The following is a 13,733-nucleotide window of genomic DNA, read 5'->3' on the forward strand; positions in this document are numbered from 1 at the left end:
GCATCCGGGCTGGCGGCTCGCGGCGGCTTACGGGATTTCCCCACGGGGCGGGTGGGTCGTGGCCCGGCGTGGCTTGCGTTATACTTCGGCTGCCTGTGGTGTGCGATGGAGCGCGATGAGGTGCTTTTCCGCCATCACCCCTAATCCTTACAAAGGTATTCATACAGCATGAGCGAACGCGAGATTGACCAAAAGCTGGTCGAGCGGGCGCAATCCGGCGACAAAAAGGCCTTCGAGCTGCTGGTGGCCAAGTACCAGCGCAAGCTGGGCCGCCTCCTGTCCCGATTCATCCGTGACCCGGCCGAGGTGGAAGACGTGGCCCAGGAAGCCTTCATCAAGGCTTACCGGGCCTTGCCTTCCTTCCGCGGCGACAGCGCGTTCTACACCTGGCTGTACCGTATCGGCATCAATACGGCCAAGAACTATCTGGTGGCCCAGGGCCGCCGGGCGCCCACTTCCACCGAGTTCGACTCCGAAGAGGCGGAAACCTTCGATGACGGCGAGCAGCTGCGGGACATCAACACGCCGGAGAACCTGCTGCTCTCCAAGCAGATCGGCGAGACGGTGAATGCGGCCATGGATGCCCTGCCGGAAGAATTGCGTACCGCCATCATGCTGCGGGAGCTTGAAGGCCTGAGCTACGAAGAAATCGCCAAGATCATGGATTGTCCCATCGGCACCATCCGTTCCCGCATCTTCCGGGCCCGGGAGGCGGTGGCGACCAAGCTGCGTCCCCTGCTCGACACCACTCCCGACCGGCGCTGGTAGGCTGTCGCGCTGCCGCCGCCGGATTCCTTCTCCGGTCCGGGACTTCGTCAGCCGTGATGGCCTGGTGCAAAGGCGGGCAAAATTCCTTTTCCCACATGTTTGAGCTTTCCCCATGATTGAAACCCAAGCAACCGTGACTGCGCTGGAAGGCGACTATGCCCTGGTGGAGGCCAGTCAGGGCGGTTGCGGGCGCTGCCATGAGCAGGGCGGTTGCGGCGGCAACAATGCCTCCCAGCTTTTCTGTCACGGGCCGCGCCACTTTCGCGTACTCAATCCGCTGGGCGTGAAGGTGGGCGAGAAGGTCGTGGTGGGGGTGCCGGACGGTGCCGTCTCCCACAGCGTCCTGGTGCTCTACCTGCTGCCCCTGGCGTTGCTGGTGCTCGGCGCCGTGGCCGGCGCCGCGCTCATGCCCGGGGCCCGGGACGCGGCTGCTGCCGCAGGCGCCCTGTTCGGAGGGTTCCTGGCCTGGTTCCTGGCGCGTCGCCTGCAGGCCAGGGATGCCCAGTCTCCCCGTTTTCAGCCAGTCATCCGCCAACGTCTCTGAGGTATCCCCATGTCCAGGAGCCGCTCTGCCATGAAACGTCTTGTCGTCCTCCTGTATCTCTGCTGCCTTGCAGCAGTCGCCCAGGCCGCCGATAGCCGCGGCTTGCCGGACTTCGCCGACCTGGTGGAAAAGTACGGCAATACGGTGGTCAATATCAGCACCACCCAGGTAGTGCGGCAGAAGCGGGGAGCCATGCCGTTCCCCTTCGACGAGGACGACCCCCTGTTCGATTTCTTCCGCCGCTTCGGTCCTTCCGGCCCCTTCGGCCAGGGGCAGCCCGGCGGCGCCGTGCCCCGGGAATTCGAGAGCAAGTCCCTGGGTTCCGGCTTCATCATCAGCGGCGACGGCTACGTGCTGACCAATGCCCATGTGGTGGATCAGGCCGACGAAATCACCGTGCGCCTGACCGACAAGCGGGAATTCCGGGCCAAGGTGATCGGCGCCGACAAGCGCACCGACGTGGCCCTGATCAAGATCGAGGCCAGCAACCTGCCCGCGGTCCGCTTCGGTGATCCGGCCGGGCTGAGGGTAGGGGAGTGGGTGGTGGCCATCGGTTCCCCTTTCGGCTTTGACAATTCGGTGACGGCCGGCATCGTCAGCGCCAAGGGGCGCTCCCTGCCCCAGGAGAACTACGTTCCCTTCATCCAGACCGACGTGGCCATCAATCCCGGCAATTCGGGCGGCCCCCTGTTCAACATGAAGGGCGAGGTGGTGGGCATCAATTCCCAGATCTACAGCCGCTCCGGCGGTTACCAGGGAATTGCCTTCGCCATTCCCATCGATGTGGCCATGGACATCCAGGGCCAGCTGCGGGCTTCGGGCAAGGTCAGCCGGGGGCGTATCGGTGTGGTGATCCAGGAAGTGACCAAGGAACTGGCCGATTCCTTCGGCCTGGCCAAGCCCGCCGGCGCCATCGTCAATGCGGTGGAACCGGGTGGTCCGGCGGAAAAGGCCGGGGTCGAGGCGGGCGATGTGATCCTCCGTTTCGACGGCAAGGCCGTGGGCGCTTCCAGCGACCTGCCGCGATTGGTGGGCGCCACCCGACCCGGTTCCCGGGTGTCCCTGCAGGTCTGGCGCAAGGGCGCAGCCCGGGACCTGACCTTGACCGTGGCCGAAATGCCGGCGGACGACAAAGCCGATGGCAAGGCGGCCAAGAAAGGCAAGGCTGTCGAGCCCCAGGTGAATCGCCTGGGTCTGGTGGTGTCCGAGCTGTCGGCCGAGCAGCGGCGTGAGCTGAAGGTGGCCGGCGGCCTGCTGGTCGAGGACGTGCGGGGTGCTGCGGCCCGCTCCGAGCTGCGGCCCGGGGACATCATCCTGGCCGTCATCAGCAAGGGAGTTACCAGCGAACTGCGTTCGACGGAGCAGTTCAACCGGCTGTTGGCCCAGTTCGACAAGGGTGCCAACGTGACCTTGCTCATCCGCCGGGGCGACATGCAGACCTTCGTCACGGTCAAGGGGCTCAATGGTGGCAACTGAGCCGATGCTGCAGACCAGGCCTGTCCTGCAGCTCCTGGGGCGGGTCTATTGCCATCTGTGCCATGACATGGAGGCGGCCCTGGCACCGATTGCCGATGAATACGGCGCCGCCGTCGAGGTGATCGATGTGGACGAGGACGAGTCCCTGGAGCAGCGCTGGGGCGAACTGGTGCCCGTGTTGCTGCATGGCGGCGAAGAGATTTGCCACTACTTCCTGGACGAGGCAGCAGTCCGTGAAGTTTTGGCCAAAATCCGCTAGAATCCGCGCTTTCCGGCCAAATTCAAAAGGGTGCTGCACAGCACCCTTTTTACCATATGCAACACATCCGCAATTTTTCCATCATCGCCCACATCGACCACGGCAAATCCACCCTGGCCGACCGCATCATCCACCTCTGTGGCGGCCTTTCCGACCGGGAAATGGAAGCCCAGGTGCTCGACTCCATGGACTTGGAGCGGGAGCGTGGCATCACCATCAAGGCCCAGACGGCCGCCCTCAGTTACAAGGCGCGGGACGGCCAGGTCTATAACCTGAACCTGATCGACACCCCGGGGCACGTGGACTTCTCCTATGAAGTCTCCCGCTCCCTCTCCGCCTGCGAAGGCGCCCTGCTGGTGGTGGATGCCTCCCAGGGCGTGGAAGCCCAGACCGTGGCCAACTGCTATACGGCCCTGGACCTGGGGGTGGAGGTGGTGCCGGTGCTGAACAAGATCGACCTGCCGTCGGCCAACCCGGATGGTGCCCGCCAGGAAATCGAGGACGTTATCGGCATCGACGCCACGGACGCCGTCCTGGCTTCGGCCAAGACCGGCCTGGGGGTGGAGGATATCCTGGAAGCGGTGATCGCCAAGATCCCGCCTCCCGTCGGCGACCCCGAGGCGCCGCTGAAGGCCCTGCTGATCGACTCCTGGTTCGACAACTACGTCGGCGTGGTGATGCTGGTCCGTGTCGTGGACGGGGTGCTCAAGCCCAAGGACAAGATTCGCCTGATGTCTACCGGTGCCGTGCATCTGTGCGAACAGGTCGGCGTGTTCACCCCCAAGTCCCTGGCGCGCAACGAATTGCGGGCAGGGCAGGTGGGTTTCATCATTTCCGGCATCAAGGAGCTGCATGCCGCCAAGGTGGGCGATACGGTCACCCTGGTGGAGCGTCCCGCCGCCGAGGCGCTGCCCGGCTTCAAGGAAATCAAGCCCCAGGTGTTTGCCGGCCTCTACCCGGTGGAATCCAACCAGTACGACCAGTTGCGCGACTCCCTGGAGAAGCTGCGCCTCAACGATGCTTCCCTGCAGTTTGAGCCGGAAGTCTCCCAGGCCCTGGGCTTCGGCTTCCGCTGCGGCTTCCTCGGCCTGCTGCACATGGAAATCGTGCAGGAGCGCCTGGAGCGGGAATTCGACCAGGACCTGATCACCACCGCGCCCACCGTGGTTTATGAAGTGGTGATGCGGGACGGTTCCGTGGTCCAGGTGGAGAACCCCTCCAAGCTGCCGGAAGTGGGCAAGTTCGATGAAATCCGCGAACCCATCATCACGGCCACCATTTTTGTGCCCCAGGACTATCTGGGCAGCGTCATCACCCTGTGCAACGCCAAGCGCGGCAACCAGGTGGACATGCACTACCACGGCCGCCAGGTGAAGCTGGTCTATGAAATGCCCATGGCCGAAGTGGTGATGGATTTCTTCGACAAGCTGAAGTCCGTCTCCCGGGGTTATGCCTCCCTGGACTACGAGTTCAAGGAATACCGGGCTGCCGACGTGGTCAAGGTGGACATCCTCATCAACAGCGAAAAGGTGGATGCCCTGTCCATCATCGTGCACCGGGCCAACGCCCCCTACCGGGGCCGGGAACTGGCAGCCAAGATGCGCGAGCTGATTCCGCGCCAGATGTACGAAGTGGCCATCCAGGCCGCCATCGGCTCCAACATCATTGCCCGGGAAAACGTCAAGGCCATGCGCAAGGACGTGCTGGCCAAGTGTTACGGCGGCGACATCACGCGGAAGAAGAAGCTGCTGGAGAAGCAGAAGGCCGGCAAGAAGCGCATGAAGCAGGTGGGCAGCGTGGAGATTCCCCAGGAAGCCTTCCTCGCCGTGCTGCGCGTCGATAGCAAGTAAAGGACATCGTCTTGAATTTCGCTCTGATCCTCTTCCTGCTGCTGCTGGCCAGCGGCGCCATCTGGGCCGTGGATTCCCTGTGGCTGGCCAAGCGGCGCCCGGCCGGAGCCAAGGACCCCTGGTGGGTGGAATACGGTGCCGGCTTTTTCCCGGTGATCCTGGTGGTGTTCGGCCTGCGCTCCTTCGTGGTCGAGCCCTTCAAGATTCCCTCGGGCTCCATGATTCCGACCCTGCTGGTGGGCGATTTCATCCTGGTGAACAAATACACCTACGGCATCCGCCTGCCGGTGATCAACAAGAAGATCATCGAGGTAAGCCAGCCCCAGCGCGGCGAAGTCATGGTGTTCCGTTTCCCTGAGGATCCGTCCCTGGATTACATCAAGCGGGTGGTCGGGGTGCCGGGCGACAAGGTGGCTTATCAGAACAAGCGCCTGTCCATCAACGGCAAGCCCCTGGACATCCAGCCCCAGGACGATTTCCTGCATTCGGAGCGGCTGTACTACTCCAAGCAGTACAGCGAAGTCCTGGGGGCCGTGGACCACCGCTTCCTCAACGACGACGATGCGCCGGCCTTCATCCGCGACGCCTCCCAGTTTCCGGGCCGGGAGAATTGTATTTACAATAACGCGGGCGTTATCTGTACGGTGCCGCCGGGACACTACTTCGTCATGGGCGACAACCGGGACAACAGCCGGGATAGCCGGGCCTGGGGTTTCGTCCCCGACGAGAACATCGTCGGCAAGGCTTTTTTCATCTGGTTCAATTTCAACGACCTGAGCCGCATCGGCCGTTTCAACTGAGTTACGGGAGAGCGCAATGCTGAGTAAGCATCAACGGGGGGTGAGTCTTTCCGGGTTGCTGATGTGGAGTGTGATCATCGTTCTCGTCCTGATCACCGGCATGAAGGTGGTGCCGCCGGTGATCGAGTATGTGTCGATCGTCAAGAACATCAAGGCGATGACCGCCGACAGCCAGCTGGCCGGCGCCACGGTGAGCGATATCCGCAAGGCTTTCGACAAGCGGGCCGAGGTCGGCTACATCGACGTCATCAAAGGATCCGATCTCGACATCAGCAAGGACGGCAGCGATCTCGTCATTTCCTTCGCCTATGCCAAAAAAATCCCCCTGGCAGGTCCGGTGAGCTTGTATATCGATTTTCAGGGCAGCAGCAAGGGCAAGGGTGGCTGAAAAAATCCGTTTGACGGCTCCCCAGGCCGCGTTTTCCCGTCGCCTGGGCCATGAATTTGCCGATCCCTCCCTGCTGCGCACGGCGCTGACCCACCGCAGCCACAGTTCGCCCCATAACGAGCGCCTGGAATTCCTCGGCGACAGCATCCTCAACTGCGTCGTCGCCCACCTCCTGTTCGAGCGTTTCCCCCTGTTGCCCGAGGGCGACCTGTCCCGGCTGCGGGCCAATCTGGTGAAGAAGGATACCCTCCACGAACTGGCCCTGGGGCTGGATCTGGGGGAACAGTTGCGGCTCGGAGAAGGGGAGTTGAAGAGCGGCGGCCATACCCGCCCGTCGATCCTGGCCGATGCCCTGGAAGCCCTGTTTGGCGCCGTTTACCTGGATGCGGGCTTCGACCGTGCCAAGGTCGTGGTGGGCAACCTGTTTACGGCCAAGCTGGACGCCATCGCTCCCGATCAGCCGATCAAGGACCCCAAGACCCGTCTGCAGGAATACCTGCAGGCGCGGCGCCAGCCCTTGCCGGTCTATACCCTGGCGGCCACCGACGGCCAGGCCCACCTGCAGCAGTTCAGGGTGCTGTGCGAGGTTGCCTCTGCCGCCCTGCAAACCGAAGGTCAGGGCAGCAGTCGCCGCGCTGCCGAACAGGAGGCCGCCTCGCGGGCTCTGGAGAAACTCAAAGCATGAATACCGAAAAGCAAATCCGTTCCGGCTACGTGGCCATTGTCGGCCGCCCCAACGTGGGCAAGTCCACCCTGCTCAACCGCCTGGTGGGGGAGAAGATTTCCATCGTCTCCCGCAAGGCCCAGACCACCCGCCACCGCATCACCGGCATCCTCACCAACGACGATGCCCAGTTCGTCTTCGTCGACACCCCGGGCTTCCAGACCGAACACACCAACGCCCTCAACCGGGCCATGAACCGGGGCGTGACCCAGACCCTGGCGGATGTGGACGTGGTGCTGTTCGTGGTCGAGGCCGGCCGTTTCGACGCCAAGGACAAGGCTGTGCTCAAGCTGCTGCCGGAAGACAGGCCGGTGATCCTGGTGGTGAACAAGGTGGACAAGATCGCCGAGAAGGAAAAGCTGCTGCCTTTCCTGGCCGCAGTCACCGCCGAGCGCAGTTTCACCGCCGTGGTGCCGGTTTCCGCCACCAAGGGCAAGCAGCTGGAGCAACTGCTGGCCGAAGCCCGCCAGTATCTGCCCCATGAAGAACTGCTGTTTGCCGAGGATGAGCTGACCGACCGCAGCGAGCGGTTCCTGGCTTCCGAATACATCCGGGAAAAGCTGTTCCGCCTGCTGGGCGACGAACTGCCGTATTCCACCACGGTGGAAATCGAGAAGTTCGAGGTGGAGGGCAACCTGCGCCGCATCTACGCCGCCATCGTGGTGGACCGGGACGGCCACAAGGCCATCGTCATTGGCAAAGGTGGCGAGACCATCAAGCGCATCGCCACCGAGGCCCGCCAGGACATGGAAAAGCTGTTCGACGGCAAGGTCTACCTGGAAGTGTGGGTCAAGGTGAAGTCCGGCTGGAACGACGACGAGCGCCTGCTGCGCAGCCTGGGCTACGAGTAAGCGTCTTTTCCTCCCCTTCGGGCTTTCGCCATGCAACGGCAAAAGGTAGACGGCCAGCCCGCCTACGTCCTCCATACCTATCCCTTTCGGGAAACCAGCCTCATCGTCGAGGCCTTCACCCGGGATTTCGGCCGGGTGGCCCTGCTGGCCCGGGGCGCCCGACGGCCTCGTTCCGCCATCCGCGGCCTGCTGCTGGGTTTCCAGCCCCTGGAGGTCTCCTGGGCAGGCAAGGGCGAAGTGCTGACCCTGATGAAGGCCGAATGGCAGGGCGGCCAGCCGCTGCTGGCCGGCCACGCCCTTTTTTGCGGCTATTATCTGAACGAGCTGCTGCTGCACCTGCTGCCCCGGGAAGACGCCCACGAAGCCCTCTACGCCGCCTATGCCGAAACCCTGCGCTGCTTTGCCGACGGCGTGCAGGAGGCGGACCTGCGCCGCTTCGAAAAATCCCTGTTGCAGGAACTGGGCTATGGCCTGACCCTGGCCACGGATGCGGAGGGCAGGGCGGTGGAAAGCGCCGGCCACTATGCCTACCAGATCGAGCGGGGGCCGGTACGGTTGTCCCGGCCCGGGGATTCGACCCTCTCGGTGTCGGGCAAGACCCTGCTGGACCTGGCCCACGAGGATTTTTCCGATACCCGTTCCCTGGCCGAGGCCAAGCAGCTGATGCGGGCTTTGATGGCCCATTACCTGGACGGCAAGCAGTTGGAGACCCGGAAGATTTTCCGGGAGTTGCAGGAACTCTGAGGCAGACGCTTCTCGGCGGCTACCCTGAAGTCGACACTTTGCAGCAGGAATATTGAGGTTTAACACCATGAGCATCGAACTCGGCGTCAATATCGACCACGTGGCCACCATCCGCCAGGCCCGCCGCACCTACGAACCGGACCCGGTGTGGGCCGCCGTGGAAGCCCAGCTGGGCGGGGCCGACGGCATCACCGTGCACCTGCGGGAAGACCGCCGCCACATCTGCGACCAGGACGTGGAGCGCCTCAAGCTCACCACCCAGATCAAGCTCAACCTGGAAATGGCGGCCACCGACGAAATGGTGGGCATCGCCTGCCGCCTCAAGCCCGAAATGGCCATGCTGGTGCCCGAAGGCCGCCACGAGGTGACCACCGAAGGCGGTCTCGATGTGGCCGGCCAGGAAGCCCGCCTGAAGGACGTGGTGGCCCGCCTGGCCGATGCCGGCATCGTCACCAGCGTCTTCATCGATGCCGAACTGCCCCAGGTGGAAGCGGCCGCCCGCATCGGCGCCAAGGTCTGCGAAATCCACACCGGCCCCTACGCCCACGCCTTCTACAACCAGGGGCGGGACGAGGAAAGCCCGGCCGTGCTGGCCGAGCTGGCCAAGGTGCGGGCGGCCGGCGAAGCCATCCGGGGCCTCGGCATGCGCTTCAACGCCGGCCACGCCCTCAACTACTACAACGTCCAGCCCATCGCCGCCCTGCCAGGCATCAAGGAGCTGCACATCGGCCACGCCATCGTCAGCCGCGCCGTCTTCGTCGGCCTGCGGGAAGCGGTGCGGGAGATGAAGCAGCTGCTGCTCGGTGCGGCGGGGCGGTAAAGGCGAAGCCACAGAGGGCACAGAGAACACAGAGGGTGAACCGTCTCCGGCGCAAACCCGGCGGGACGACTCATCGCTCAGGTCTCAGCATTCAGGTCAATAAACTATGTGCTTTCGTTTTTCTCGGTGATCTCTGTGTCCTCTGTGGCTAAAAATACATGATCCACGGCATCGGCACCGACATCGTCGCTGTCTCCCGTCTCGGCGAGTTCTACGCCCGCCACGGGGAGCGCAGTCTGGACAAACTGCTGACTCCGGCGGAGCGGGAGGAATTCGCCCGTCTGCCCGAGGCCGGCCAGACCCGTTTCCTGGCCAAGCGCTTCGCCGCCAAGGAAGCCTTCGGCAAGGCCCTGGGTACCGGCATCCGGGCCCCGGTGCTGCTGCCGGCCATCGGCGTCGGCCACGATGCCCTGGGCAAGCCGGTCCTGGAACTGGCCCCGGCCGTTGCCGCCCTGCTGGCCGAGCGCCGGCTGGTGGCCCATCTTTCCCTCAGCGACGAGCAGGACTACGCCGTCGCCTTCGTCATTCTGGAACAGACCCAGCCATGAACGCTCCCCGACAACTGCCCCCGGGCCCGGTGATGATCGACATCCAGGGCCTGGCCCTGACCGATCTGGACCGGGAACGCCTGACCCACCCCCTGGTGGGCGGCCTCATCCTGTTCAGCCGCAATTACGAAAGCCCGGAGCAGCTCAGTGCCCTCTGCGCCGAGGTCAAGGCCCTGCGCAGTCCCCAGTTGCTGATTGCCATCGACCACGAAGGCGGCCGGGTGCAGCGCTGTCGGCCAGGATTCACGGCCATTCCCGCCATGGGCAAGCTGGGCGCCTTGTGGGATGCGGCGCCTGGCGAGGCCATCGCTGCGGCCCAGGACCTGGGCTATGTGCTGGCCGCCGAGCTGCGGGCCCGGGGCGTGGATTTCTCCTTCACTCCGGTGCTGGACCTGGACTACGGCCGCAGCACGGTGATCGGCAGCCGTTCCTTCCACCGCCAGCCGGAAGCCGTGGTGCAACTGGCCGGCGCCCTGATCCAGGGTCTCCAACTGGCCGGCATGGGTTGCTGCGGCAAGCACTTCCCCGGCCACGGCTGGGTCCAGGCCGACTCCCACGTGGCCATTCCGGTGGATGAGCGGGACTGGGACAAGCTCCTGGCCGACATGGAACCCTTCCGTCGCCTGGCCCTGGATGCGGTCATGCCGGCCCACGTGATTTACCCGGTAGTTGATCAAAAATCCGCAGGTTTTTCAAATTACTGGATTAATTATCTGAGAAACAACTTGAAGTTTGACGGCGTCGTTTTTAGCGACGACCTGTCCATGGAAGGGGCCTCCGTCGCCGGTGATGTGGTGGCCCGGGCCCAGGCCGCCTGGAGCGCCGGCTGCGACATGCTGCTGGTGTGCAATGCGCCGGAAGCGGTGGGCCAGTTGCTGGAGCGCTGGCAGCCGTCCCTGGACCCGGTCCGGGCCGCCCGGGTGCAGCGCCTGCTGCCTCAAAAGCCTGCTCCGGATTGGGCCGACCTCCAGGCCGATCCGGTCTACCAGCGCGGCGTAGCCGCCGCCGGGCGCCTCGCCTGAAACCGGGCAGCCAGGCGGGAGCATTCACCATGATCCGCCGCCTGCTGCTCCTGCTTCTCTCCCTTGGCTGGAGCCCGCTGTGGGCCCAGTCCCCCACCGTTCCGCCGCCGCCCCTGCTCCTGGCCGAAACCTACACCGGCCAGGAGGACGTGGCCGCCTACTGGGTCAGTGAAAAGCTGGACGGGGTCAGGGCGGTCTGGGACGGCCAGGTGCTGCGCTTTCGCAGCGGCCGCCCGGTGGCGGCGCCGGCCTGGTTTGTCGCGGCACTGCCGGCCACGCCCCTGGATGGGGAATTGTGGGCCGGGCGCGGCCATTTCGAGCGGCTCTCGGCCACGGTGCGGCGGGAACTGCCGGACGATGCCGAATGGCGGCAGGTGCGCTACATGGTGTTCGAACTGCCGGGCGGGGAGGGCGCTTTCAGCGAGCGGTTGCAGCGCCTGCAAGCGCTGGTGGCCGGCGCCCGGGTGCCCTGGCTGCAGACGGTGGAGCAGTTCCGCCTGGCGAACAGGGCTCAGTTGCTGGCCCGGCTGGAGGAAGTGCGGCGGGGCGGCGGCGAAGGCCTGATGCTGCATCGGGCCGATGCGCCCTATGTCACCGGCCGCAGCGAGGTGCTGCTCAAGGTGAAACCCTGGCTCGATGCGGAGGCCCGAGTGGTGGCCCATTTGCCGGGCAAGGGCCGCTACGCCGGCATGCTGGGGGCGCTGCGGGTGGAGATGCCCGATGGCCGCCGGTTCAGCCTGGGCACCGGCTTTTCCGCCGCAGAGCGGCGTCAGCCGCCGCCCGTGGGGGCCCTGATTACCTACCGCTATCGGGAACTGACAGCTACGGGCCTGCCCCGTTTTGCCAGCTACTGGCGGGTGCGGCAGGATTTCTGAAGGCCGGGTGGGCTGACAGGCAGGCGGGGCGGGGGCTGCGGCGATGCCATGTCGGAGAGCGGCTTGGAATAGGCGCCCCGGGCCGGCATGGGGAAATGGCCGCAACCGGAGGGCAAAGAAAAAGGGCTGCCGCGGCAGCCCTTTTTGCTGGAACCCGGGGAAGGATTACTTCACGCGGTTCTTGTACTCGTCGGTGCGGGTGTCGATTTCGATCTTGTCGCCGATTTCCACGAAGGCGGGAACCATCAGCTCGAAGCCGGTGCCGATCTTGGCGGGCTTCAGCACCTTGCCGGAGGTGTCGCCCTTGACGGCGGGTTCGGTGTAGGTCACTTCGCGCACCACGGAGTTGGGCAGTTCGACGGAGATGGCCTTCTCGTTGTAGAACACCACTTCACAGGCCAGGCCGTCTTCCAGGTACTTCAGGGCGTCGGTCATGTTGTCGGCTTCGATGTCGAACTGGTTGTAGTCGGCATCCATGAAGACGTACATGGGATCGGCGAAGTAGGAGTAGGTCACTTCCTTGCGATCCAGCTGGACCACTTCGAACTTTTCGTCGGCCTTGTACACTGCTTCGCTGGCGGCGCCGGTCAGCAGGTTCTTCATCTTCATCTTGACCACGGCAGCGTTGCGGCCGGACTTGTTGTATTCGGTCTTCTGGATCACCAGGGCTTCGGGGCCCACCATGATCACGTTGCCGGAGCGGAGTTCTTGGGCGGTCTTCATCGTCAATCCTGCGGAAAATAATTTGAGGGTCTGGCCAAGGAAGCGAGGGGGCGCAAGAAGTTAAAACGCGACCCGAAAGCCCAAGCCAAAAATAAAGCGCGTGATTATAGCTTGTTTCGGCAAAAACGCGCCAAGGATTCCGCCAGGTCAGGGCGATTTTCCTGCAAATCGCTCCATTGGCAGCCATGGGCCAGCAAGGCCGGCAGCTGCCGCTCGAATGCGGGCCAGCAGGCTCCGGGTTGGGCGGGGTCGAGACCGTTCCAGGCGCGCCAGAAGGTGCGCAGGGCCTGGGCCGCGGCCGTCTCCAGGCCCTCGCTGTAGGCTTCGAGGAAGGCCTCCAGCTTGGGCTCGTGGGCGTTTTCCTCCTGGGGATAGATCTGCCATACCAGGGGCCGGGTGGCCCATTGGGCGCGGACGAAGGAATCCTCGCCGCGGACGAAGTTGAGGTCGCAGGCCCACAGCAGCCGGTCGTAGTCGGCCTGGGGCAGGAAGTCCATCAGCACCAGGCGCAGGGCGCCCACCTGCAGCCGGTCTCCGGCCCGGGTCAGCCGGCCGCCGCTCCAGGCGGTCACTTCCGGCAGGGCCGGCCCAAGGGGCATGAAGCACAGGGTCGGGGAGGGGGTCTGGGCCCAGGCGTCCAGCAGGCTTGCCACGGGGAGGTGGCCGTAGCAGAAGAGGGACACCACCCGTTCCGCCGCCGTGGGGGTGGCGCCGAGGCGCTGCCAGAGCGCCTTTCGGGCCAGGGGATCGGCCTGGAAGTCCTGCCGCTGGCCGATCAGCGCCCGTTCCCGCAGCAGGCCGCCGGTACGGACGTCGAAACCGGGGAAGAAGAAGTACTTGAGCAGGGGCAGGCGCGGGTGGGGCGAGGCCAGGCCGTGGCAGTGGCTGGCCCAGTCCTCCGCCGTCAGGTATTCCAGGTTGATCCACACCGGCGGCCGGGGCGCCCGGGCCATGGCGGCCAGGTAGTTTTCCGGCAGTTCGCAGGCGAAGGCTTCCACCACCACCTGGGCTGCCGCCACCTGGGCGAAATCGCCGGCCCAGCGCTGCACGGTGACGCCGGCCACCGTCTGGCAATCCCGTTCCACCTGCAGCTCTGGGCAGAGGCGGGCGAAACTGGCCAGGTCGTCCACCCACAGGCGCACGGCAAAGCCGTGCTCCGCCGCCAGTTGCCGGGCCAGGCGCCAGCAGACGCCGATGTCGCCGTAGTTGTCCACGACGGTGCAGAAAATATCCCAGGACAGGCTGGGGCGGGCGGGCGCCAGAGGCGCCGGGGCGGGGGCTTCCATGGGGCCGCATGGTACCATTTCAGCCTTTCCGCCTCGTTGTCACGGACCCTTTTCC

At 64.9% G+C, this 13,733-nt stretch carries 16 protein-coding genes; 14 read left to right on the forward strand and 2 right to left on the reverse strand.

What is annotated here, in order from left to right; translation table 11 throughout:
* Positions 1-168 precede the first annotated feature (168 nt).
* The 14 genes from rpoE (at position 169) to AC3QLZ_RS01685 (ending at position 11,669) form a co-directional block, all read left to right on the forward strand.
* A complete protein-coding gene (rpoE, locus tag AC3QLZ_RS01620; RefSeq protein WP_014237505.1) occupies positions 169-768 on the forward strand; it encodes an RNA polymerase sigma factor RpoE in 600 nt (199 codons plus the stop codon).
* A gap of 112 nt (positions 769-880) precedes the next feature.
* Positions 881-1,312: a SoxR reducing system RseC family protein gene (locus AC3QLZ_RS01625; RefSeq protein ID WP_014237506.1), complete on the forward strand. Its 432-nt coding sequence runs from the start codon at positions 881-883 to the stop codon at positions 1,310-1,312.
* A gap of 30 nt (positions 1,313-1,342) precedes the next feature.
* Positions 1,343-2,788 (forward strand): DegQ family serine endoprotease, encoded by a 1,446-nt coding sequence (locus tag AC3QLZ_RS01630; protein WP_014237507.1) that lies wholly within the window; start codon positions 1,343-1,345, stop codon positions 2,786-2,788.
* A 4-nt stretch (positions 2,789-2,792) separates the two neighbouring features.
* The gene (locus tag AC3QLZ_RS01635) at positions 2,793-3,047 is read left to right on the forward strand and encodes a glutaredoxin family protein (protein ID WP_043798165.1); all 255 of its coding nucleotides are present in this window, start codon (positions 2,793-2,795) and stop codon (positions 3,045-3,047) included.
* Positions 3,048-3,103: 56 nt separating this feature from the next.
* Positions 3,104-4,897 (forward strand): translation elongation factor 4, encoded by a 1,794-nt coding sequence (gene lepA / locus AC3QLZ_RS01640; RefSeq protein ID WP_014237509.1) that lies wholly within the window; start codon positions 3,104-3,106, stop codon positions 4,895-4,897.
* A gap of 11 nt (positions 4,898-4,908) precedes the next feature.
* On the forward strand, positions 4,909-5,697 hold the full coding sequence (gene lepB, locus AC3QLZ_RS01645; protein ID WP_014237510.1) for a signal peptidase I: 789 nt from the start codon (positions 4,909-4,911) through the stop codon (positions 5,695-5,697).
* 16 nt (positions 5,698-5,713) lie between these two features.
* Positions 5,714-6,085 (forward strand): DUF4845 domain-containing protein, encoded by a 372-nt coding sequence (locus AC3QLZ_RS01650; RefSeq protein WP_014237511.1) that lies wholly within the window; start codon positions 5,714-5,716, stop codon positions 6,083-6,085.
* A complete protein-coding gene (gene rnc, locus AC3QLZ_RS01655) occupies positions 6,078-6,770 on the forward strand; it encodes a ribonuclease III (RefSeq protein WP_014237512.1) in 693 nt (230 codons plus the stop codon). Before AC3QLZ_RS01650 ends, rnc begins: the two co-directional genes overlap by 8 nt.
* Positions 6,767-7,660, forward strand: a complete 894-nt coding sequence (gene era / locus AC3QLZ_RS01660) for a GTPase Era (RefSeq protein ID WP_014237513.1) — start codon at positions 6,767-6,769, stop codon at positions 7,658-7,660. Before rnc ends, era begins: the two co-directional genes overlap by 4 nt.
* A gap of 30 nt (positions 7,661-7,690) precedes the next feature.
* Positions 7,691-8,404: a DNA repair protein RecO gene (gene recO / locus AC3QLZ_RS01665; RefSeq protein WP_014237514.1), complete on the forward strand. Its 714-nt coding sequence runs from the start codon at positions 7,691-7,693 to the stop codon at positions 8,402-8,404.
* A gap of 67 nt (positions 8,405-8,471) precedes the next feature.
* Positions 8,472-9,224, forward strand: a complete 753-nt coding sequence (locus AC3QLZ_RS01670) for a pyridoxine 5'-phosphate synthase (protein ID WP_014237515.1) — start codon at positions 8,472-8,474, stop codon at positions 9,222-9,224.
* 158 nt (positions 9,225-9,382) lie between these two features.
* On the forward strand, positions 9,383-9,772 hold the full coding sequence (acpS, locus tag AC3QLZ_RS01675) for a holo-ACP synthase (RefSeq protein ID WP_014237516.1): 390 nt from the start codon (positions 9,383-9,385) through the stop codon (positions 9,770-9,772).
* Positions 9,769-10,794: a beta-N-acetylhexosaminidase gene (gene nagZ / locus AC3QLZ_RS01680; RefSeq protein ID WP_014237517.1), complete on the forward strand. Its 1,026-nt coding sequence runs from the start codon at positions 9,769-9,771 to the stop codon at positions 10,792-10,794. The genes acpS and nagZ overlap by 4 nt, the downstream gene beginning before the upstream one ends.
* Before the next feature lie 29 nt (positions 10,795-10,823).
* A complete protein-coding gene (locus AC3QLZ_RS01685; RefSeq protein WP_014237518.1) occupies positions 10,824-11,669 on the forward strand; it encodes a DNA ligase in 846 nt (281 codons plus the stop codon).
* Positions 11,670-11,834: 165 nt separating this feature from the next.
* Here the strand turns inward: AC3QLZ_RS01685 and efp are convergent, their stop codons facing one another.
* Both efp and earP read right to left on the reverse strand, forming a co-directional pair.
* A complete protein-coding gene (gene efp, locus AC3QLZ_RS01690; RefSeq protein WP_014237519.1) occupies positions 11,835-12,392 on the reverse strand; it encodes an elongation factor P in 558 nt (185 codons plus the stop codon).
* 104 nt (positions 12,393-12,496) lie between these two features.
* Positions 12,497-13,678, reverse strand: a complete 1,182-nt coding sequence (gene earP / locus AC3QLZ_RS01695; protein WP_492783298.1) for an elongation factor P maturation arginine rhamnosyltransferase EarP — start codon at positions 13,676-13,678, stop codon at positions 12,497-12,499.
* Positions 13,679-13,733: the final 55 nt, after the last annotated feature.

The organism is Azospira sp. MPR-LB4 (genome assembly GCF_058809525.1).

What these genes read in the sequence shown, in the direction of transcription:
- rpoE (WP_014237505.1), top strand. Translation starts at nt 169, where the DNA reads ATGAGCGAACGCGAGATTGACCAAAAGCTGGTCGAGCGGGCGCAATCC.
- AC3QLZ_RS01625 (WP_014237506.1), top strand. Translation starts at nt 881, where the DNA reads ATGATTGAAACCCAAGCAACCGTGACTGCGCTGGAAGGCGACTATGCC.
- AC3QLZ_RS01630 (WP_014237507.1), top strand. Translation starts at nt 1,343, where the DNA reads ATGAAACGTCTTGTCGTCCTCCTGTATCTCTGCTGCCTTGCAGCAGTC.
- AC3QLZ_RS01635 (WP_043798165.1), top strand. Translation starts at nt 2,793, where the DNA reads ATGCTGCAGACCAGGCCTGTCCTGCAGCTCCTGGGGCGGGTCTATTGC.
- lepA (WP_014237509.1), top strand. Translation starts at nt 3,104, where the DNA reads ATGCAACACATCCGCAATTTTTCCATCATCGCCCACATCGACCACGGC.
- AC3QLZ_RS01650 (WP_014237511.1), top strand. Translation starts at nt 5,714, where the DNA reads ATGCTGAGTAAGCATCAACGGGGGGTGAGTCTTTCCGGGTTGCTGATG.
- era (WP_014237513.1), top strand. Translation starts at nt 6,767, where the DNA reads ATGAATACCGAAAAGCAAATCCGTTCCGGCTACGTGGCCATTGTCGGC.
- recO (WP_014237514.1), top strand. Translation starts at nt 7,691, where the DNA reads ATGCAACGGCAAAAGGTAGACGGCCAGCCCGCCTACGTCCTCCATACC.
- AC3QLZ_RS01670 (WP_014237515.1), top strand. Translation starts at nt 8,472, where the DNA reads ATGAGCATCGAACTCGGCGTCAATATCGACCACGTGGCCACCATCCGC.
- acpS (WP_014237516.1), top strand. Translation starts at nt 9,383, where the DNA reads ATGATCCACGGCATCGGCACCGACATCGTCGCTGTCTCCCGTCTCGGC.
- nagZ (WP_014237517.1), top strand. Translation starts at nt 9,769, where the DNA reads ATGAACGCTCCCCGACAACTGCCCCCGGGCCCGGTGATGATCGACATC.
- AC3QLZ_RS01685 (WP_014237518.1), top strand. Translation starts at nt 10,824, where the DNA reads ATGATCCGCCGCCTGCTGCTCCTGCTTCTCTCCCTTGGCTGGAGCCCG.
- efp (WP_014237519.1), bottom strand. Translation starts at nt 12,392, where the DNA reads ATGAAGACCGCCCAAGAACTCCGCTCCGGCAACGTGATCATGGTGGGC.
- earP (WP_492783298.1), bottom strand. Translation starts at nt 13,678, where the DNA reads ATGGAAGCCCCCGCCCCGGCGCCTCTGGCGCCCGCCCGCCCCAGCCTG.